Origin of the sequence: Rhodococcus sp. NPDC060176 (genome assembly GCF_042728675.1) — a bacterium.
Taxonomy (GTDB): Bacteria; Actinomycetota; Actinomycetes; order Mycobacteriales; family Mycobacteriaceae; genus Rhodococcus_F.
Genome location: NZ_JBHWYS010000001.1, coordinates 856,989 through 876,151, shown reverse-complemented (window position 1 = coordinate 876,151; position 19,163 = coordinate 856,989). Strand labels below are relative to the sequence as shown.

General features: G+C 62.8%; 19 protein-coding genes. 11 read left to right on the top strand and 8 right to left on the bottom strand.

The features are described 5' to 3' along the window. Positions 1-7: 7 nt before the first annotated feature. The 3 genes from ACFWEM_RS04185 (at position 8) to ACFWEM_RS04175 (ending at position 2,238) form a co-directional block, all read left to right on the top strand. The gene (locus ACFWEM_RS04185; protein WP_378531408.1) at positions 8-961 is read left to right on the top strand and encodes a DNA-3-methyladenine glycosylase family protein; all 954 of its coding nucleotides are present in this window, start codon (positions 8-10) and stop codon (positions 959-961) included. A gap of 17 nt (positions 962-978) precedes the next feature. Next, positions 979-1,629 (top strand): pyridoxamine 5'-phosphate oxidase family protein, encoded by a 651-nt coding sequence (locus tag ACFWEM_RS04180; RefSeq protein WP_378531406.1) that lies wholly within the window; start codon positions 979-981, stop codon positions 1,627-1,629. A gap of 111 nt (positions 1,630-1,740) precedes the next feature. Then, the gene (locus ACFWEM_RS04175) at positions 1,741-2,238 is read left to right on the top strand and encodes a hypothetical protein (RefSeq protein WP_378531404.1); all 498 of its coding nucleotides are present in this window, start codon (positions 1,741-1,743) and stop codon (positions 2,236-2,238) included. A gap of 7 nt (positions 2,239-2,245) precedes the next feature. On the opposite strand, the gene ACFWEM_RS04170 is transcribed toward ACFWEM_RS04175, so the two are convergent. From ACFWEM_RS04170 to ACFWEM_RS04150, 5 genes are all read right to left on the bottom strand, one after another. Further along, positions 2,246-2,635 (bottom strand): metalloregulator ArsR/SmtB family transcription factor, encoded by a 390-nt coding sequence (locus tag ACFWEM_RS04170; protein WP_317552083.1) that lies wholly within the window; start codon positions 2,633-2,635, stop codon positions 2,246-2,248. A 61-nt stretch (positions 2,636-2,696) separates the two neighbouring features. After that, positions 2,697-3,893 carry an acetyl-CoA C-acetyltransferase gene (locus tag ACFWEM_RS04165; protein ID WP_378531401.1) on the bottom strand — a complete coding sequence of 399 codons (1,197 nt, stop codon included), beginning with the start codon at positions 3,891-3,893 and terminating at the stop codon, positions 2,697-2,699. 40 nt (positions 3,894-3,933) lie between these two features. After that, the gene (locus ACFWEM_RS04160; protein ID WP_378531399.1) at positions 3,934-4,386 is read right to left on the bottom strand and encodes a MaoC family dehydratase; all 453 of its coding nucleotides are present in this window, start codon (positions 4,384-4,386) and stop codon (positions 3,934-3,936) included. Positions 4,387-4,466: 80 nt separating this feature from the next. Continuing rightward, complete coding sequence (locus ACFWEM_RS04155) at positions 4,467-5,213, bottom strand: GntR family transcriptional regulator (RefSeq protein WP_003940169.1); 747 nt, start codon at positions 5,211-5,213, stop codon at positions 4,467-4,469. Positions 5,214-5,244: 31 nt separating this feature from the next. After that, a complete protein-coding gene (locus ACFWEM_RS04150) occupies positions 5,245-6,396 on the bottom strand; it encodes an acyl-CoA dehydrogenase family protein (protein WP_378531397.1) in 1,152 nt (383 codons plus the stop codon). 199 nt (positions 6,397-6,595) lie between these two features. Between ACFWEM_RS04150 and ACFWEM_RS04145 the strand changes: the two genes are divergently transcribed. From ACFWEM_RS04145 to ACFWEM_RS04135, 3 genes are read left to right on the top strand one after another with little or no spacing between them, the layout of a single operon-like run. Then, positions 6,596-7,471, top strand: a complete 876-nt coding sequence (locus tag ACFWEM_RS04145; RefSeq protein ID WP_378531394.1) for an HpcH/HpaI aldolase/citrate lyase family protein — start codon at positions 6,596-6,598, stop codon at positions 7,469-7,471. Next, positions 7,468-8,466: a MaoC family dehydratase gene (locus tag ACFWEM_RS04140; RefSeq protein ID WP_378531392.1), complete on the top strand. Its 999-nt coding sequence runs from the start codon at positions 7,468-7,470 to the stop codon at positions 8,464-8,466. The genes ACFWEM_RS04145 and ACFWEM_RS04140 overlap by 4 nt, the downstream gene beginning before the upstream one ends. Before the next feature lie 31 nt (positions 8,467-8,497). Beyond that, entirely contained in the window at positions 8,498-9,718 is a 1,221-nt protein-coding gene (locus ACFWEM_RS04135; protein ID WP_378446868.1) for a CoA transferase, read from the top strand. A gap of 66 nt (positions 9,719-9,784) precedes the next feature. Here ACFWEM_RS04135 and ACFWEM_RS04130 read toward each other — a convergent pair whose 3' ends face one another. Beyond that, a complete protein-coding gene (locus tag ACFWEM_RS04130) occupies positions 9,785-10,942 on the bottom strand; it encodes an acyl-CoA dehydrogenase family protein (RefSeq protein WP_378531390.1) in 1,158 nt (385 codons plus the stop codon). 196 nt (positions 10,943-11,138) lie between these two features. On the opposite strand from ACFWEM_RS04130, the gene ACFWEM_RS04125 reads away from it, so the two are divergent. The 5 genes from ACFWEM_RS04125 to ACFWEM_RS04105 all read left to right on the top strand — a co-directional run bounded on the left by ACFWEM_RS04125 (position 11,139) and on the right by ACFWEM_RS04105 (position 17,338). Beyond that, positions 11,139-12,602, top strand: a complete 1,464-nt coding sequence (locus ACFWEM_RS04125; protein ID WP_378531388.1) for an MFS transporter — start codon at positions 11,139-11,141, stop codon at positions 12,600-12,602. Between the two features lie 134 nt (positions 12,603-12,736). Then, positions 12,737-13,867 (top strand): thiolase family protein, encoded by a 1,131-nt coding sequence (locus tag ACFWEM_RS04120; RefSeq protein ID WP_378531386.1) that lies wholly within the window; start codon positions 12,737-12,739, stop codon positions 13,865-13,867. Between the two features lie 53 nt (positions 13,868-13,920). After that, complete coding sequence (locus ACFWEM_RS04115) at positions 13,921-14,685, top strand: SDR family NAD(P)-dependent oxidoreductase (RefSeq protein ID WP_378531384.1); 765 nt, start codon at positions 13,921-13,923, stop codon at positions 14,683-14,685. Then, complete coding sequence (locus ACFWEM_RS04110) at positions 14,682-16,379, top strand: class I adenylate-forming enzyme family protein (RefSeq protein ID WP_378531382.1); 1,698 nt, start codon at positions 14,682-14,684, stop codon at positions 16,377-16,379. The genes ACFWEM_RS04115 and ACFWEM_RS04110 overlap by 4 nt, the downstream gene beginning before the upstream one ends. Next, the gene (locus ACFWEM_RS04105; protein WP_378531380.1) at positions 16,376-17,338 is read left to right on the top strand and encodes an NAD(P)H-dependent flavin oxidoreductase; all 963 of its coding nucleotides are present in this window, start codon (positions 16,376-16,378) and stop codon (positions 17,336-17,338) included. Before ACFWEM_RS04110 ends, ACFWEM_RS04105 begins: the two co-directional genes overlap by 4 nt. Here the strand turns inward: ACFWEM_RS04105 and ACFWEM_RS04100 are convergent. Beyond that, entirely contained in the window at positions 17,335-18,231 is an 897-nt protein-coding gene (locus tag ACFWEM_RS04100) for a LysR family transcriptional regulator (RefSeq protein WP_378531378.1), read from the bottom strand. The two genes, ACFWEM_RS04105 and ACFWEM_RS04100, sit on opposite strands and share 4 nt — an antisense overlap. Before the next feature lie 3 nt (positions 18,232-18,234). After that, the gene (locus ACFWEM_RS04095; RefSeq protein WP_378531376.1) at positions 18,235-19,137 is read right to left on the bottom strand and encodes a LysR family transcriptional regulator; all 903 of its coding nucleotides are present in this window, start codon (positions 19,135-19,137) and stop codon (positions 18,235-18,237) included. Positions 19,138-19,163 lie beyond the last annotated feature (26 nt).

Genomic DNA, 19,163 nt, shown 5'->3' with positions numbered 1-19,163 from the left:
ACGGAGGATGGACGGTGGCGATACGCTGACCTCGATGACGCCGCTATCTCCGGCCGACGAAGTCACGGTGACTTCTCAGCGACCACTCGATGCCGCGCTGACGCTCAGCCCGCATCAGCGCGGACCCGGCGACCCCGCACATCGGCGGTCCGCCGACGGAGCGATCTGGCGAGTTTCCCGCCAACTTTCGGGTCCTGTGACATACCGCATCACGCAGTCGGATCGGCACACGGTCCGCGTGCAGGCGTGGGGTCCCGGTGCCACGGAATTACTGGAAGGCGCCGACGCGCTGCTCGGCCTCGACGACGAAGCCGAAGATTTTGCTCCCGAACATCCCAAGCTCGCCGAAGCCCATCGACGCTTCCCTCATCTGCGCATCGGCCGCACCGGACGCGTCATGGAGGCTCTCGTACCAGCGATCCTCGAGCAACGAGTTCACGGCATCGACGCGTTTGCCGCGTGGCGCCGCCTGTTGACCAAGTTCGGTGAGCGCCCACCCGGCCCCGCGCCCGACGGAATGCGAGTTCCACTCACCACGGACCAATGGCGTCGAATGCCGTCGTGGGAGTTCCATCGTGCGAACGTCGATCCCGCGAGGTCCAAGACGATCGTTCAGTGCGCTCGCGTCGCCGACCGCCTCGAGCAGGCATCCACGTTCTCCAGGGCGGAAGCGACCAAACGATTGCGAGCGGTCCCCGGCGTCGGGATCTGGACTGCCGCCGAAGTGGCGCAGCGTGCCTTCGGCGATTCCGACGCACTCTCGGTCGGTGACTATCACCTCGCCGCGGTCGTCGGGTGGTCGCTGCTGGGTGAACCGATCGACGACGCCCAGATGGTGCAGTACCTCGCGCCCCTCCAACCGCATCGATACCGCGCTGTGCGACTGCTGCAGGTCAGCGGTCAAGCAGTCAAACCCAAGTTCGGTCCGCGAACAGCCGTTGCCGACCACCGCTGGCACTGAGCACCAGGAGATAAAAAATGTCGACCCGATACGCACACATCGCCTTCTCACCCGCTGCGGTGGAGCGTCAGCGGTCGACCGGTAGCTTCACCGTCTACGGTTCGAAACTCGATCAGCCCGACGAAGGCCCGATGGAATTCGATTTCCGCGCTCAGGGATTCGTGAAATCCGTGGATTCCTTCTTCATGTCCACGGTGACGCCCGACGGTTGGCCGTACGTCCAACATCGCGGCGGCCCGCGCGGATTCCTGCATGTGTTGGGTCCGAATCGAATCGGATTCGCCGATCTGCCCGGCAATCAGCAATTCGTGACACTCGGCAATCTGGAAGAGAACAATCGCATCTCGCTGTTCGTCATCGACTACCCGACGCGGACCAGATTGAAGATCTACGGGCGCGCGCAGGTGATCGAAGCGGATCAGGACCCCGAACTGCTGCAACAACTCTTGCAGGTTCCCGGCGGCTCGATGACGGCAAAAGCTCAGCGCTCCATCGTCATCGACGTCGAAGCGTTCGACTGGAACTGCAGTCGAAACATCACGCCTCGCTTCGACAAGGAACGTATGGACGAATCACTCGCTCTGGCACGCCAACCCTTGCAAGCCGAGGTCGATCGCCTTACTGCCGAGGTCGAAGAACTGCGCGCTCGCTTGTCGAAAAACGAATGAGACTAGGCGGTTTCAGGGCACCCGGAGTCGGGTAGCCACCAAACACGGCCCGTCGCGCGAAGACGACGGGTCCCGTTGTGCCCGAGGAGGTCCGCACGATCGATCCTGACGGTGGAGTTCAGGCTGACGAACTGCACCGCCACCATTCACGACCGGTTCCACACAGACAGATTGGCCGTCCCCATGAAACTGTCCCGAACTCTCACGATGTCCGTTCTCGTTGTCGCCGCTGTCGGCGCCGGAGCCGGCACTGCCGTCGCAGCGCCCCCGAATGCGGGCTTCGATCCGTCCCAACCCCTGTTCACCCCGACCGCCGAGTCGAACAGCCAGGCGGCGTTGATGCTCTTCCCCGGAAACGATCCGAAGCAGGCCGCGTTCGACACCATGGCCAACGAGGTCAATACCGGCTGGAACAACGGTGGCCTGCAGTCGACGCTGATCGGGGCCAACCTAGGCGTCGGAATCGGCTGCCTGTCGATCTTCCCGAACTTCATCGCCGGCTGCATTGTCGGTGGAGTCATCGGCACGGTTGCCGGAGTCGGCGCAGGAATCACCAACGGAAACCCGAACGCTGCACCGGCCGTCGAGAAGTTCTTCGCGACTCCTTGAGAGCCGCTCAGCTGTGCGTGTGCCCGGGGGTGTGTGACTCCTCGTGAAAATGCGTGGCGCCGATCGAATGCAGTAACTGGTGAACGGTGTCGTCTGCCAGTTGGTATCGCATCGATCGGCCGTCGCGCGTCGCGCTCACCCATCCCTGGCTACGCAGCAGTCGCAGCGCATGTGAGACGGCTGTGCCGCTCATCCCCAGCGCCACGGACAGATCCGTGACGCAGATACCCGGTGCGTGGTGAAGGCAGAGCAGCAGACGCAGACGGTTGGCGTCGGAGAGCAGTTCGAAGCGACCGGACCAACTGGTGACGTCCAAACCCTCGAGTGCAGCCCTGGCGCGACGAACATCCTCGATGCTCAGCGCGCCGCTGGTGTCTGCTGCACCTGCATTCGTCAACCGACTGCCTCCGTAGAACTTCCGATCCCCCGCCGCAAGTGTACCCAGAAGCGCGACCTGGTCAGGCAGACTCCACCACGGCCGCCATGCCCTGGCCACCGCCGATGCACATGGTCAACAGCGCTTTTCCGCCGCCGCGACGGCTGAGTTCGTGAAGGGCCGTCGTCGCCATGCGCGCACCCGTCGCTCCCACGGGGTGCCCGAGCGAGATGCCGGAACCGTTGACGTTCAGGCGATCGACGTCCTCGAAACCCCATTCCTTCACGACACCGAGAACCTGGCACGCAAACGCTTCGTTGAGTTCGACCAGCTCGAAGTCGGCGAAGCCTGCACCCGTCCTGGCAAACAGTTTCGAGACGGCGGCGACCGGCCCGAGACCCATCAGCGCCGGTTCACAACCGGCTGCGGCCCAGCTGTCGAGGAACCCGATGGGCTCCAGCCCCAGCTCGTCCAGACGATCCTCGGCGACCACCAACATCGCTGCGGCAGCGTCATTCTGTTGGCTGGCGTTACCGGCGGTCACGACGCCACCCTCGGTTACCGTACGCAGCCGTGCCAGAGTTTCGAGTGAGGTGTCCGAACGGATCCCTTCGTCAGCACGGAACTGTGTGACGTTCCCTTTTCGATCCTTCAGTTCGACGGTGACGATTTCGGCGTCGAACCGGCCGGAATCTCTTGCCAGTGTTGCTTTTCGGTGACTGTCGACGGCAAACGCGTCCGACTCTTCCCGACTGATCCCGCAGCGTGTCGCGACGTTCTCGGCCGTTTCGATCATTCCGCTGATCCGGCCGAAACGCCACTCGGGTTGCGAGCGCTCGCGACCACGATCGAGGCGGTCGAACAGTTGCAGCCCACCGGCTTTGGTGCCCCACCGCGCTCCGGTGGTGTAGTGCTCGATCCCGCTCATCGATTCGACACCGCCCGCCAGAACCACGTCGGCAGCACCCGTCTGGACCATCATGGCCGCAGTGACGATGGCTTGCAGGCCCGTTCCGCATCGGCGATCCGTTTGGAAGCCGGCCACCGAAATGGGCAACCCGGCCTCGAGCGCCGCCCACCTACCGATGCACGGCGCCTCCGAATTGGCATACGACTGCCCCATCGCGACGTCGTCGATGCGAGACGGATCGATTCCGCTACGACGCACAGTCTCCTTGACCACGGTGGCAGCCAAACTTTCCGCCGGCACGTCTCGAAGTGCCCCTCCGAAGCGGCCCACCGCGGTTCGGACCGGCGCGACCAATGCTGCTCGTTTCACAACTGACCTCGAATCTCGTTCTGGAATAATGGAAAAGGGCTCAGGCAACCAGCAGGCGCACGGTGTCTGCCACCAGCGCAGGTTTGCCCGCTCCTTCGATGTCGATCGTGTACCGCACGACAATCGTCGCGCCCTTCGCCGTGCGCTCGAAGGAAAGAATCTCCGCGCCCGCTCGCACCGACGAACCGACCTTGACCGGTTCGGGGAATCGCACCTTGTTGCTGCCGTAGTTCACGGTCATGGAAATTCCGTCGACGCGCATCACCTGAGCGCCCAGCACCGGCAATAACGACAGGGTCAGATAGCCGTGGGCAATGGTGCCGCCGTAAGGGCCCTGCGCTGCGCGCTCGGGATCCACGTGAATCCACTGATGATCCTCGGTGGCGTCGGCGAACTTGTCGATCCGATCCTGTGTGACCGGGAACCACGCGCTGTAGCCCAAGTGCTCACCGACAGCCGTCTCTACTTCGTCGATTCCGTTGAAAATTCGCATAGTTCTCTCCTGAAAAGTGTTGAACAGCAAAGGAAAGCAACAGCGCCCGGCGCAGCTCTAATGTGCGCCCCGGCGCAGCGTTAATGTGCGCCCCGGCGCAGTGTCACCCGATACGTGTACTGCTCCGGCAAGAAGTAACTCACCGACAGCTCGTTGGCGACGCCCTGCGCGTTGGAGTACAACCGATCCACTCGCAACATGGCGTGCCCGATCTCGCAATCGACGTCCCTGGCCACGTCTGCCGTCGCCGGGGACACCGTGATCGATTGTGCTGCTTCGACAATCGGACTGTCGATCAGCGGTTCCAGCAAGCCGATCACGGTATTTGCGCTCACCGCACCGGCGGCCATTGCGGGTAGGTCGATGATCTGACGAGCTATCGCCTCCGGCAGATGCGCCGTCGTCTGAACGAACGGAACCCCTTCGTGTATCCGCCGAAAGACCACGGTGTACACGACGTCGGTGTCGAGCCGAAGCCGACTGGCAGCCTCGATGTCCACGCGCCGTTGCAGCGGTGAGACTACTTCCATCGTCGTGTCCCGCGAAAGGTTCATGAGATCTTCGATGGACCCGAGATGACGGAGATAGCGGCCACTGTTCTCGGTCACGAACGTTCCGCGCCCGGGTACCCGGTACACGATGCCCTCGGCAACGAGGTCGTGAAAGGCTCGGCGGACCGTCTGCCGGCTCACGCCATGATGCTGCGCCAGTTCGGATTCGGTGGGCAGTTGAATGCCGTCGCGGTAGGTACCGGCAGAGATCTGCTGACGAAGCTCACGAGAGAGGCGTTGGTACGCCGGCTCCGTCTCTCTTTCCTTACCGCTCATAGCGACATGATCCTACTTGCTCACCGGGCCGTCACAGACCGCCGCGGGCAACCAACTGCGAAACGATCACGTTGCGCTGAATTTCGTTGGTTCCCTCACCGACGATCATCAGCGGCGCATCACGGAAATACCGTTCGACGTCGTACTCCGTCGAGTAGCCGTAACCACCGTGGATGCGGACGGCGGACAACGCGATTTCCATTGCCACCTCGGAGGCGTACAGCTTGGCCATGCCTGCCTCCATGTCGCACCGCTCGCCGCTGTCGTACATTTGCGCCGCGTGCCAGGTCAGCTGCCGTGCCGCAGTCAACTTGGTTGCCATGTCGGCGAGATAGTTCCCGATCGACTGGTGCTTCCAGATCGGCTGCCCGAAGCTCTCGCGCTGCTGCGCGTAGGCAAGAGAATCCTCGAGTGCAGCCGTGGCGACGCCCAGCGCACGGCATGCCACCTGGATACGGCCGGTCTCGAGCCCCTTCATCATCTGCCCGAATCCCTTGCCAGGAGTGCCACCGAGAATGGCCGACTCGGAGATTCGGTAGTTGTCGAAGGACAATTCACAACTCTCGACGCCCTTGTACCCGAGCTTCGGGAGATCGCGGGAGACCGTCAGTCCTTCGCCGTGCTCGACGAGAACGATCGAGATGCCCGCATGCCGAGGGCTTGCACTCGGATCGGTCTTGCACAGCAAGGCGATCACGCCGGACCGGCGGGCATTGGTGATCCACGTCTTGGCCCCGTTGACGACCAGATCTGTGCCGTCGCTCTTGGCGTTGGTCGTCATGGCCTGCAGATCGGAGCCACCGCCAGGCTCGGTGAGTGCCATGGTTGCCCGGATCTCACCGGTTGCCATTTGCGGCAGGTATTTCACCTTCTGCTCTTCGGTACCGAACAGTGCGATGAGCTTCGCGACCACCGTATGACCGCCCATCGCTCCCGCCAGGGACATCCACCCTCGCGACAGTTCCTGCGTCACCTGCGCATAACAGGGCATGGACACCGGCGATCCGCCGTACTCCTCGGGAATCGCGAGACCGTAGATCCCGATCTGCTTCATCTGATCGATCCACTTCTCGGGATACTCGTTCGCGTGCTCCACCTCCTGAACTGTGGGCTTGACCTCTCGGTCGACGAACCGGCGCACGGTTTCGATCAGAAATGTCTCTTCGTCGTTGAGCTTGAGCATGAATCCGCCTCGACTTGAAAAAAGTTTGTACGGCCATATTTCGATATTGTTCGCGCAATGTCAATACCGCTCCTTGACATGGATACGCAGCAACTGCCAGCATCGAGGCAGTTCGGTGCACATCAACGCCGTTCACGGCAGCTCATCACTTTCACAACTGGCCGTACATTTGAACCCCAGATCGAGGTAATCGACACACATGGACGAGAACCACTACCGCTCGACCAGACGCCGCGCGTCTCTGGTCGCACCGGGTTCGGACGAGCGCAAGGCGCGCAAAGCCATCGCATCGAGCGCAGACGAGGTGATTCTCGACCTCGAGGATGCCGTCACTTCGGCAAACAAGGACCTGGCGCGAGCCCTCGTCACCGCGCTGGTGCAGGAGTTCGGTGCGACGCGCACCATTTCGGTGAGGATCAACGGCCTGGCAACGCCGTGGGCCCGCGACGACCTGATCGCCTGCGGCGCCCTCGGAGAATCGCTGACCAGCGTGATCGTCCCGAAGGTCGAGTCGTCCGACGAACTGCTCGAGGCCGAACAGATCCTCGCGACTGCAGGCGGGCACCACACCACCTTGCAAGCGCTGATCGAAACTCCGCTAGGCGTCCAGAATGCCGACTCCATCGCCCGCGCGACTCCTCGCCTCCAGGGCGCGATCATCGGATACGCCGATCTCGGTGCAGCACTGGGTCGCTCGCGCTCGGCGCTGCCGGAACACTGGCTTGCCGTCCAGGACAGAATCCTGATCGCCTGCCGTGCGGCCGGCATCGCCGCAATCGACGGGCCCTTTCTCGGCATCGCCGACGACGACGCCTTCCGGCGCGCTGCGCACTGGACCAGCGCTCTCGGATTCGACGGCAAATGGGTCATCCATCCGGCGCAGATCGACTCGGCCACTGGCGCATTCACCCCTTCGGAGGACACAGTCAGTGAGGCCCGGCGGGTATTGACCGCACTCGAAGAAGCCGAGACCCTGGGTTCGGGCGCCGCCCAACTCGACGGTCAGATGCTCGACGAAGCTGTGGCCGTGGCAGCGCGTCGTACGCTTGCCCGAGCTGAAGGAGTCTCCGTATGAGCGAGCACTACGTAGGAGGACCGTACTTCGACGAGCTGACCCACGGACAGATCTTCGACGAAGCCCCCGCGGTGACGTTGACCAGTGGACTCGCCGCCGCACATCAGGCAATTCTCGGCGACCGCATGCGCCTGCCCCTCGACGCACACTTGTCGTCGAGCGTCACGGGTTCTGCTGCACCAGTGGCCAATCCAGGACTGGTCACCGACATTGCCATCGGTCAGTCCACCGTGGTCACTCACCACGTCAAGGCGAACCTCTTCTACCGTGGACTGCGATTCCATCGCTTCCCCGTGCTCGGCGACACCCTGTACACACGGACCGAAGTGGTCGGTCTACGAGAGAACTCGGCCAAGCCGGGACGCGCCGCCACCGGACTTGCGGCGCTACGGATGACGTCCGCTGACCAGAACGGCAACACGGTCCTCGACTTCTACCGCTGCGCCATGCTCCCGCTGAGCCCCGACCCGATCGAGACGAGAACCCGCCACGCCGACGACCTCGGTGCGATCGGTCCGCTCGAACCGGCTCCGTACGTCTCACCAAGTGGCTGGGACCTCGACACATATCGAGAGCGGGTGCCCGGCAAGCACTTCGAATCAGGTTTGGTGGGCTCCGTGTTCCGTAGCAGCGGCGACGTCGTCTCGAGCGCCCCCGAACTTGCCCGCCTGAGCTTGAACATCGCAGCAACGCACCACGACGAGCGCGTCGGCACTCACGGTCGCCTCGTCTACGGCGGCCACACCATCGGGATTGCTCTCGCCCAGGCAACTCGCGCACTGCCGAACGTGGTGACAGTGCTGGGGTGGCACTCGTGCGATCACGCCGGACCCGTTCACGAGGGCGATACCCTCTCGAGCGAACTGCACGTCGAAGGTTCGTCGCCCCTCGAACACGGAACCGCAGTGCAGCTGCGTTCACTCGTGTTCTCCCACAATGCTTCTGCAACACAAACTCCGGTCCTCGACTGGCGTTTCACCGTGTTGATGGCATGACCGCACACTCTTCTACCCCGGAGGAACACAGATGACTCAGACCCCCGGCCCGCTGTCCGGGCTTCGCATCGTCGAGGTCTCGAGCTTTGTCGCCGCACCCCTGTGCGGGCTGACTCTCTCACAACTCGGTGCCGACGTGATCCGGATCGATCCGATCGGAGGAGCCTCCGACTACAACCGATGGCCGGTGACGGCCGAGGGTGAAAGCATCTACTGGACCGGGCTCAACAAGGGCAAACGCTCACTCTCGGTGGACATGCGTGCCGAGCGCGGCCAGGAACTGATTCGCCAACTGGTCACGGCTCCGGGACCTGGCGGCGGAATCCTGGTCACCAATGCCGGCGGCCGCAACTGGATGAGCCACGACTCCCTGGCCCAGTTGCGCAGCGACGTCATCACTCTCGAGATCCTCGGGCGCCGCGACGGCAGCCCCGGAGTCGACTACACGGTCAACGCCGCGTTGGGATTTCCACAGATCACCGGCCCCGCGGACTACGCCGGTGTTGTCAATCACGCCTTACCCGCTTGGGACGTCGCATGCGGGCTCTACGCCGCCCTGTCGATCACTGCCGCAGTGCGCCAACGTGACTCGACCGGACATGGATCTCGGATCACGCTCCCGCTCGAAGACGTCGCGTTGGCCACCGCAGGAACTCTCGGCTACCTCACCGAAGTGCAGGTGAACGGCCGCAGTCGTGAGTCCGGTGGCAACGCCGTCTACGGCACGTACGGAATCGATTTCGTCTCCAGTGACGACGAACGGTTCATGATCGTCGCCCTCACTACTCGCCATTTCCGCGACCTTGCGTCGGTCACCGGCACCACGGCGGCTGTCGACGCCGTCGAAACCGCACTCGGAGCGGACTTCTCCACCGAAGCGGACCGCTACCGTCATCGAGAGGTGCTGACTGCCCTGTTCTCACACTGGTTCCGGGAACACAGCGGCGCCGAGATCGCTGCAGCGCTGGACACATCGTCAGTTCTGTTCGAGAGGTACCGCAGTTTCGAAGAGGTTGTGAAATCGGGTGAACTCGAGAACAACCCGATGTTCTCCGCACTCGATCAACCTCGAATCGGACGCTATCTGGCTGCCGCCAACCCCGCCTCGTTCGACGGCGCGCACCTGGGCACCGGACCCGCCTCCGAGGTCGGCGGCGACTCGATCGCGGTTCTCGCCGACATCCTCGGAACCAACGCCGATCACGCCTCGACGCTGATCGCGGACGGCGTCGTCGGGGTTCCGGCGAACTGACCCACCCACGAAAATACTTTCGGCCTCGGAACATCGTTCCGAGGCCGAAAGTTTGTAGCTTGCAATTCAGAGACCAAGATCTTTCGCGATGATGGTCTTCATGACTTCGCTTGTGCCACCGTAGATTCGCGTGACACGTGTGTCTGCGTACAGACGTGCGATGGGGTACTCGGTGATGTAGCCGTATCCGCCGTGCAACTGGAGGCACTTGTCGATCACTCGACCTGCTGCCTCGGTGCAGAACAGTTTCGCCTTCGCTGCGTCGGGAATCGTCAGCGTGCCGCGGTCATGGCATTCGAGTGCGTTGTCGGACACCAGCTGGATGGCATCGACCTCGGTAGCACATTCGGCCAGAACGAATTTGGTGTTCTGGAATGCCGCGACGGGTTTACCGAACACCTTGCGGTCCTTGACGTAGTCGATCGCAAAGCGAAGCGCGGCGCTCGCGGTGGCGGCCGCGCCGAACGCGATGGTCAACCGCTCCTGAGCCAGGTTGTGAGTCAGATAGCTGAACCCGTCACCTTCTTCTCCGAGTCGGTCCTCGACGGGCACCTGTACGTCGACAAACGAAAGCTCCGCAGTGTCGGAGGTCTTGAGACCGATCTTGTTGATCTTGCGCCCCACCGAGTATCCGGGTGACGACGTATCGATCACCAGAATCGACAAACCAGTGCGTCGGTTCTCCGCAGTGCTGGGCGCGGTGCGGCACACAACCAGGACGCGATCGGCAAGTACCCCGCCGGTGATGAACGTCTTCGAACCATTGACAACGTAATGCGTACCGTCCTCGGACAGCTTGGCCGTCGTCGCGATGTTCGCCAGATCCGAACCCGTCCCCGGTTCGGTCATCGCAATCGCGAACATCAGATCTCCCGAAGCGAAGCCCGGCAACCAGCGGCTCTTCTGCTCGTCGTTCGCGTACTCGAGCAGGTAGGGCAGGATCAGGTTGGTATGCACCGACTGCGAGCCGAAGGACGCCCCGGCGGCAGAAACTTCCTCGGCGACGACGACGTTGAACTTGAGCGACTTCTCGCCGCCTCCGCCGTATTCCTCCGGCACCTGAATTCCGAGTACGCCCAGCTCTCCCAGCCGCCGGTAGAAGTCACGGGGCGGGTAACCGTCCTCTTCCCACTTCTCGTGGACGGGGGTGACTTCCTTCGCGATGAAATCGCGGACGGTAGCCCGGAATGCCTCGTGATCCTCGTTGAACACGGTGCGCTGCATGTATGAACTCCAGTCGGTCAAGGGAACAGGGTGATCCTTTTTCTCACCTTGCCTCACTGTTCCGCATCCGATCCAACACTCATCGGCTATGGCTCCGATAGGGCGTACCAATATGGCCTGACCTGCGATACATAGGCAACCGCTATCGTTCCGATCATCGACGCGACATTGCTCAAAGTGATCCAGAACACGTTGAATGGGTCAGCCGGCAAATACAACACCATCGATCGCTTCGAGGCTGCGCTTCGAGCACGATCGCATCCGCCCACCAGTCTCGAAGGGACGCCACGTGACCCCCATCGCGCCACAGCGTAACGACGTCCAACCCGAAGCAACAGCAACGCCAGATTCGTCAGCAGTCCCCGTCTTCGGTACCCGCAAGCGTGCGTGGACGATGACCGGGCTCGTCGTCTTCCTCTACATCGTCAACTACGCGGACAAGGCAGTCCTCGGAATCATCGCTCAGCCCCTCGCTCGTGAGCTCGGACTGAAGTCGTCGCAAATCGGCATGGTCGGCTCGCTCTTCTTCCTGATGTTCTGCATCGGTGGATTCCTTGCCGGACCGCTCAACAAGTATCTGACCCTGCGTTGGGCGCTGTTGATCCTGGCCGCCATCTGGTCCGTGGTCATGCTTCCCCTCGTTCTCGGCGCCAGCCTCGCGATGTTGATCGTCTCGCGCATGCTCCTCGGATTCGCCGAGGGTCCCAGCTCGGCACTGATGCACACCGCCGCGTACTCGTGGCACCCGCCGGCCAAGCGCGGCCTTCCCGGCGCAATGCTCGCCGGATCCGCCTCTGTCGCAAAGATCGCCCTCGCACCGGTACTGACCTTCATCGCCGTTCATTACGGCTGGCGTGCAGCGGTTCTCTCGCTCTCCGTCCTCGGACTCGTGTGGATGGGTTGCTGGCTGGCCGGTTGGTCCGAGGGCCCGTACACGAGCAAGGCCGTCAAGGCGACCAAGAATGCAGATACAGAAGCAAGCGAGGCAGCCGGGACAGCAACGAAGGCAGTCACCGAGCCCAATGTTCCTTGGCGCAAGATCCTGCTCTCCCGCACCTTCGTCAGCTGCTGCTTCCTCATCGCCACCATCTACGCGCTGACCACCGTCGTTCTCACCTGGCTGCCGTCGTACTTCGAGGTCGGCCTCGGATACAGTGCGATGCAAGCCGGTTCGATGTTCGCGCTGCCCTCGATCGTCGGTCTGGTTCTCATGATCACCTCCGGTTCGGTCACGGACAAGTTGATCGGCCGCGGTTACACCTCTCGCACGGTTCGTGTCATCGTCCCCTGTGTCGGCGTTCTGATCTGCGGATCGATCCTCCTGTTCCTGCCTCAGATCTCCACTCCCATCGTCGCCGTCGCCATGGTCTCGATCGGCTACGGATTCTCGGCAATCACCTTCCCGCTCATCAACGCTGCGATCTCCGAACTGTGCCCGCCGCAGCAGACTGCCGGAACGATGGGATTCTTCCTCGCCATCATGTCGATCGGCGGCCTGATTGCTCCCTACGCAACAGGAGTCATCGTGGACAACGCGGCAACACCGGCCGACGGCTACGCCCAGTCCTTCCAGGCAATCGGCATCATCGGAGTCGTCGCCGCGGCTCTGGTCCTCGTCTTCGCCAACCCCGAACGCGACCGCAAGCTCATCCGCGGCTGAGTACTCCACGTATAGCCGTTCGCTAACACAGCCATTCACCGAAAGACATTGCCGGGTCGTCCCACTCGTGATCGACTCGAGTAACGCCCCAACCGCACCGTCGCAACACCGGGCACGAACAGCAGGAGAGATACATGCGAGATGCCGTCATCGTCGACGCAGTACGTACACCGATCGGCCGTCGCGGCCGCGCCCTCTCGGAGATCCATCCGGCCGAGCTGTCCGCACATGTACTGCGTGCGCTCGCTGAACGGACCGGACTCGACGCGGCGACGGTCGACGACGTGATCTGGGGATGCGTCAGTCAGGTCGGCGAGCAGGCCGGAAGCATCGCCCGCACAGCGGCACTCGCCGCCGGCTGGCCCGACAGCGTTCCCGGTGTCACGCTGACCCGAGCCTGTGGATCGAGCCAGCAGGCAGTGTCCTTCGCTGCGGCCACCGTCATATCCGGCCAGAACGACGTGGTCGTAGCGGGAGGCGTCGAATCGATGTCGCGAGTACCGATGGGGACCGCCAGCAAAAACGGTGAGCACTTCCCCGCTTCGGTACTCGAACGCTTCGGGGTGGACAGTTTCAGCCAGGGAACCGGCGCCGAGATGATGGCCCGGAAATGGGCGCTCACACGAACGGCTCTGGACGAATACGCACTTCGCTCACACGAACTCGCGGCCACCGCCACCGATGCAGGTGCGTTCACCGGGCAGATCGCTCCGATCGCCGGCTTGTCCCAAGACGAGGGCATTCGGCGAGGCGGAAGTCTGGAGTCGCTCGCGAAGCTGCCCCCGGCCTTCGACGCCGACGGAGTCATCCACGCCGGCAACTCTTCTCAGATTTCCGACGGAGCGGGCGCCACACTCGTCACGACCAGTGAGTACGCCCGGGCACGCGGGTGGAAGCCTCTCGTCCGTATCCACACCGCAGTGGTCGCGGCCGATGACCCGGTCATCATGCTCACCGGTCCGATTGCCGCCACCGCAAAGGCATTGGATCGCTCCGGCTTGTCTATCGACGACATCGGCGCCTTCGAAATCAACGAGGCATTCGCGCCCGTCCCGCTTGCCTGGCAGGCCGAAACCGGCGCGGCCGTAGATCGTGTGAATCCGCTCGGCGGCGCGATCGCGGTCGGGCACCCACTCGGCGGATCGGGCGCGATCTTGATGACTCGCCTGGCACATCACATGCGCGATCAGGGAATTCGCTACGGACTCCAGTCGATGTGTGAGGCCGGCGGCATGGCCAATGCGACCATTCTCGAATTGATCTGACCCGACAACGCTTTCGGGCCACACGTCATCCAGCAGGAAAGAAGAATTGATTCATGAAACTCAAGGGACTTTCCACCGCGATCACCGGCGGCGCTTCAGGTCTCGGCCTGGCCACCGCTCGACGACTGCTCGACGCCGGGGCGCAGGTCACGTTGATCGATCTGCCTTCTTCCGACGGTAAGCAGGTGGCGGCCGATCTCGGAGCTGCCGCACAATTCGCCCCGGCCGACGTCACTGACAGCGAACAATTCGCGGAAGCACTCGACGCGGCGCACGAGCGCGGCGGACTGCGTGGCGTCGTCCACTGCGCGGGCGCCGGGCGTCGCATGCGCATTCTCGACAAGGACGGAAAAGCCGGATCGGTCGAGGATTTCGAGTTCGTCGTCAAACTGAATCTGGTCGGTTCGTTCAACGCACTCCGACTCGGCGCCGAGCGGATGGCCGAACTCGACGCCGTGGACGGTGAGCGAGGTGCCATCGTCATGACGGCGTCGGTCGCGGCATTCGAAGGTCAGATCGGTCAGATCAACTACACGGCATCCAAGGCCGGCATCGTCGGTATGACGGTCACCGCTGCTCGCGATCTCGCCAGCCGCGGAATCCGGGTCAACACCATTGCTCCTGGCATCATGGACACTCCCTTGCTGGCGCGCCTGCGCGAAGACGTGCGCACCGCCCTCGAAGCCTCGGTTCCCAACCCTTCACGGTTGGGTCGCCCCGACGAGTTCGGTCAGCTGGCCGTCTCCATGCTCGAGAACGGCTATCTCAACGGCGAAACCATCAGGCTCGACGGCGCTATCCGGATGGCTCCCCGGTGACGGGCGCCAGCGTGATCGCCAATCCACAACTGCGCCACAACATGCACTACCCGGATACCACAATGGCGTACTGGGCACCCAGCATGGCGTCACTGTACGGTGATCGCCTCGCCGTCGTGGACGGAGAGCGCGCGTGCACCTTCCGCGAACTCGGCCAGCGCAGTGCACAATTCGCCGGTGCATTGCGGCAAGCCGGAGTGGGCGTCGGTGACGTGGTGTTGATGCACCTCGGGAACTGCGTCGAGTTCCTCCAGGCCTACTACGGCTGCCTGCAGGCCGGAGCGACCGTTACGTTGGTCAATCCGCTGCAGCCAGAACTCGGCCTACGCAAGCAGATCGAAGAGACGTCCGCCGTTGCTGCGGTCACTCAAAGTTCGCAGCTGCACGTCCTTCTGGCGGCTTCTGCGGGAACCACCATACGTACGATCGTGATGGTCCAGGACACCGAGGGCGCGCTCGACGCTCCGGAGTCGGTCGTCGCGTTCGACGCCTTCATCGCGGACCTACCCACCGAATTCACCCCTGCCACCGTCCGTAGCGACGACATCGCGCACATCGCGTTCACGGGCGGAACCACCGGGGTGTCAAAAGGTGTTCGCGTTCTTCACCGCAACGTCGTCGGCAACATCACGCAGATGTGTGGTTGGCGGACCGGGCACGAATTGGAGGCAGGTGCCGACGGTCTGGTCACGCCACGACGCATCGACGGCCTCGACGTGCTCGGTCCGACGCCGGGAACCGGTGCGACCATCGTGGTCTCACCTCTCTTCCACGCACATTCGTTGCTCAACACGTCGTTCCTGTTGATTTCCGGGCTCACTCAGGTATTTGCCGGCCGGTTCGAACCCGGCCGGATGCTCGAGCTGATCGAAAAGCACGGCGCCACCTACCTCACCGGGTCTCCCGCCATGTGGCACGCACTGTCGGTTCATCCCGACGCTACGGTGCGTAACACCGACAGCGTGTGTGTCGTGTCCTCCGGCGCTGCCCCGATCGACAGCGTCACGCTCGCTGCGCTCCGCCGCGCATTTCCCAAAGCGCTGGTCGTCGAGGGATACGGACTGACGGAGGCCACTTGTGTGGTCACGGCCGCACCGCTGATCAACGGCTCGCAATACCGTCAGAGCAGCGTCGGCCTCCCGATCTTCGACACCGAGATACAGATTCGCGATCAACTCGACCGGAAGACTGTTCTGGGCGAGAACGAACGCGGCGAACTGTGGGTACGTGGACCTCAGGTCACCGACGGCTATCTCGGACATCCGGAAACCACCGCAGAACAGTTCGTCGACGGCTGGTTGGACACGGGCGACATCGCGTACGTGGACTCGGACGGATACCTCTTCATCTGTGACCGGGCCAAGGACATGCTCATCTACAAGGGGTACAACGTCTATCCGCGTGAACTCGAAGAGATTCTGGTCTCGCATCCGGCAATCTCGACTGCCGCGGTCGTCGGCCGCGAAGTGGGGAGCAACGGTCAAGAACCCGTCGCCTTCGTGGTGATGATTCCGGGCGCCGAGTTCGACGCCGAGCAGATCAAGGCGTTTGTCGCCGAGCAAGTGCTGCCGTACAAGAAGATTCGCGATGTCGTCGAGGTAGAGCTACTCCCGACGTCCGCCGCCGGCAAGGTGCTCAAAACCGATCTCCGGTCGAGGCTTCTCGAGTCGGTCGACAAGGCAGGTTCCAAATGACAACCTTCGCAGATCTGACGTCGCAACTGCGGGTACCAGTTCTCGCGTCACCGATGTTCATCATCTCGACGCCTGACCTCGTCATCGCGCAGTGCACGTCCGGGATTATCGGGTCTTTCCCGGCCCTGAATGCCCGTCCGCAGTCAGCACTTCGGGATTGGCTCAAGCTGATCACGGTGGCGCGCGAGGAGCATGATCGTGAACACCCGGAGAAGCCCTCCGCACCATTTGCGGTCAACCTCATCGTCCATCGGTCCAACAACCGCCTGGAAGAGGACCTTGCCACCATCGCCGAGTTCGAGGTCCCGATCGTCATCACCTCGCTCGGTGCACGCACGGACATCAACGATGCGGTACATGCGTACGGCGGAATCGTTCTCCATGACGTCATCGACAACCGCTTTGCACGCAAGGCGATCGAGAAGGGCGCGGACGGGCTGATCGCGGTCGCCGCCGGGGCAGGCGGACATGCCGGTAGACAGTCGCCGTTCGCCCTGATTCGGGAGATTCGTGAGTGGTTCGCCGGTCCGCTACTGCTGTCGGGTGCCATCGCTCACGGTGATTCGATTCTTGCTGCACTCGCGGCCGGTGCCGACCTGGCTTATGTCGGTTCGGCTTTCATCGCTACGGAAGAGGCCAACGCCGATCCGGCGTACAAGGAGATGATCGTCGACTCCGGCGCTTCGGACATCGTGTACTCCAATCTGTTCACCGGCGTACACGGGAACTACCTGCGTGGCAGCATCGTTGCCGCCGGTTTGGACCCGGAAAACTTGGCCGAATCCGATCCTTCCGCAATGAGTTTCGCGACCACCGATACCGACACCAAGGCCTGGCGCGACATCTGGGGCGCGGGCCAGGGAATCGGTTCGGTCGACGCAGTTCTTCCGACGCATGCAGTGGTCGAGCGTCTCGCATCCGAGTACGAGGCGGCCCGCGAGCGTATCTGCCGACGCTAGGGCTGCGACAGATAGTCGTCGGACAGGTATTCGTGGACCAAGCTCACGAATGCCTGTCCCACCGGCGACAAAGTCGAGGGGTCGAAGGCGAGACCGTACGCACGAAGGAATCTCGGCTCGCAGGCTCGCTCCACCACCTGACCTGGCATCGATTTCGCCACCGAGCGCTCGACCAACGAACCGCCGAGCCCAGCGATGACCATCGGTAGCCGCGACTCCCGCTGCTCCGTGACCACTGCGAGTTCCGTTCTCGTACCGGCCTTTCGGATCGAATCTTCGATCGCGTCACCCATCGCCGCCCCGCGAGGAACGAACACCATGGGAATGTCCGGCATTTCCGAAAGGCGTACCGGCCCCTCGGGTAGGTCAGTTCCCGCCGGATAGACCAGGCGGTACTCCTGCTCCCCCAATTCTACGATCTCGAGCCCTTCGCCGGCCTCGAGCGGCAGATGTGCCACCGCGAATTCGCAGTGACCGTCCCGGATGAGACTTTCCAGATTGTCCTCCCGCTCGAGTTCCGAAAATCTGACTCGCGCTTGCGGATACCGTCGACAGAACTCCGCGATCAGATCGACGATCGTCCCGGAGGTCAGAGCAGGAAAAGCCATGATGTCGAGTCGACCGACAATCGCACCGTCGGATGCCGTCAATTGTTCCGCCGCGGCTGCAACGTCTCGCAGAACCTGTCGACTCGGGCCGACCAAGCTGCGACCGGCTGCACTGAGCACCATTCCGCGCCCGATCCGGTGGAAAAGCCTCACTCCCAGTTCACGTTCCAACCCGCGCAACGCCTGGGACACCGTCGGCTGAGCAACACCCAAAGCCGCTGCAGCGCCGTTGATTCCCTTGTTCTCGACGACCGCGAGGAAGTACTCCATCTGTCGAAATTCCACCGCTCAGTCCTTCCCAGAGGATGAAGAGTACGTCGCGGCCATCTCGGCAGCCGTCGCGATGAGCGCTGCAGCGGCCGGCGATTGCTCGCCCGAGCGGTAGACGATGCCGACGTCGCGCCGAAGCGGCGGATCGAACGAGAAGGCACACACATCGGACATCTGCTGTTGTGCAACCTTTCTCGGAACAACGGTGGCGCCGATTCCGCGACGGACCAGGTCCCACGTCGTGACCGGATGGACACAATCCACGACGACGTTCTCGGCGCCTTCGCTGAGCAAACCACGAAACTGGTTCGATTGGTCACCGAGGTCGACGACGAGAGGCAAAGTGTGCAGTAGCGCTCGAGGAACCGGATCGATCAACGGCGCCACCAAGCGGCCGGACAACGACGCGTGCGTGGCGAGCACCAACTCCTGAGTGACGATCGGAGCCGTGACCAATCCTTCGTACCCGATACTCAGATCGGTGACACCGACCTCGGCCGATCCGCGCCGCAACGCGTTGTCCACCCCGGCCGGGCCGTACGTGTCGAGAACGCGCACGACGATCTTCGGGAAGTTGGCCCGGAATCGACGGACCAACTCGACCATCGGATCGATCGAGAACGCCGAGTACGAGACGACGTCCACACGGCCGAACTCGAGTTCGCGAACGGCGGTCACCTTGGCCTTCGCGCGCTCGACGTCGGCAAGTATTCGCCTGGCCGCGAGATCGAAAGTTCGTCCGGCATCGGTGAGAACCAACCGTCTACCCGTCCGGTCGAACAGCGTGGCGCCGAGTCGACGCTCGAGCGTACGAATTGCCTGTGAAAGTGACGGCTGCGAAATGTAGAGAGCCTGAGCGGCCTTCGTTATCCCACCGTGGTCGACAACAGCGACGAAGTAGGTGACAAAGTGCAGGTCCACTCACTCATCATACGACCAGCGATCTG

Coding starts and splice junctions, on each gene's coding strand:
- ACFWEM_RS04185 (WP_378531408.1), top strand. CDS start 8: ATGGACGGTGGCGATACGCTGACCTCGATGACGCCGCTATCTCCGGCC.
- ACFWEM_RS04180 (WP_378531406.1), top strand. CDS start 979: ATGTCGACCCGATACGCACACATCGCCTTCTCACCCGCTGCGGTGGAG.
- ACFWEM_RS04160 (WP_378531399.1), bottom strand. CDS start 4,386: ATGCGAATTTTCAACGGAATCGACGAAGTAGAGACGGCTGTCGGTGAG.
- ACFWEM_RS04155 (WP_003940169.1), bottom strand. CDS start 5,213: ATGAGCGGTAAGGAAAGAGAGACGGAGCCGGCGTACCAACGCCTCTCT.
- ACFWEM_RS04150 (WP_378531397.1), bottom strand. CDS start 6,396: ATGCTCAAGCTCAACGACGAAGAGACATTTCTGATCGAAACCGTGCGC.
- ACFWEM_RS04145 (WP_378531394.1), top strand. CDS start 6,596: ATGGACGAGAACCACTACCGCTCGACCAGACGCCGCGCGTCTCTGGTC.
- ACFWEM_RS04140 (WP_378531392.1), top strand. CDS start 7,468: ATGAGCGAGCACTACGTAGGAGGACCGTACTTCGACGAGCTGACCCAC.
- ACFWEM_RS04135 (WP_378446868.1), top strand. CDS start 8,498: ATGACTCAGACCCCCGGCCCGCTGTCCGGGCTTCGCATCGTCGAGGTC.
- ACFWEM_RS04130 (WP_378531390.1), bottom strand. CDS start 10,942: ATGCAGCGCACCGTGTTCAACGAGGATCACGAGGCATTCCGGGCTACC.
- ACFWEM_RS04125 (WP_378531388.1), top strand. CDS start 11,139: ATGGGTCAGCCGGCAAATACAACACCATCGATCGCTTCGAGGCTGCGC.
- ACFWEM_RS04120 (WP_378531386.1), top strand. CDS start 12,737: ATGCGAGATGCCGTCATCGTCGACGCAGTACGTACACCGATCGGCCGT.
- ACFWEM_RS04115 (WP_378531384.1), top strand. CDS start 13,921: ATGAAACTCAAGGGACTTTCCACCGCGATCACCGGCGGCGCTTCAGGT.
- ACFWEM_RS04105 (WP_378531380.1), top strand. CDS start 16,376: ATGACAACCTTCGCAGATCTGACGTCGCAACTGCGGGTACCAGTTCTC.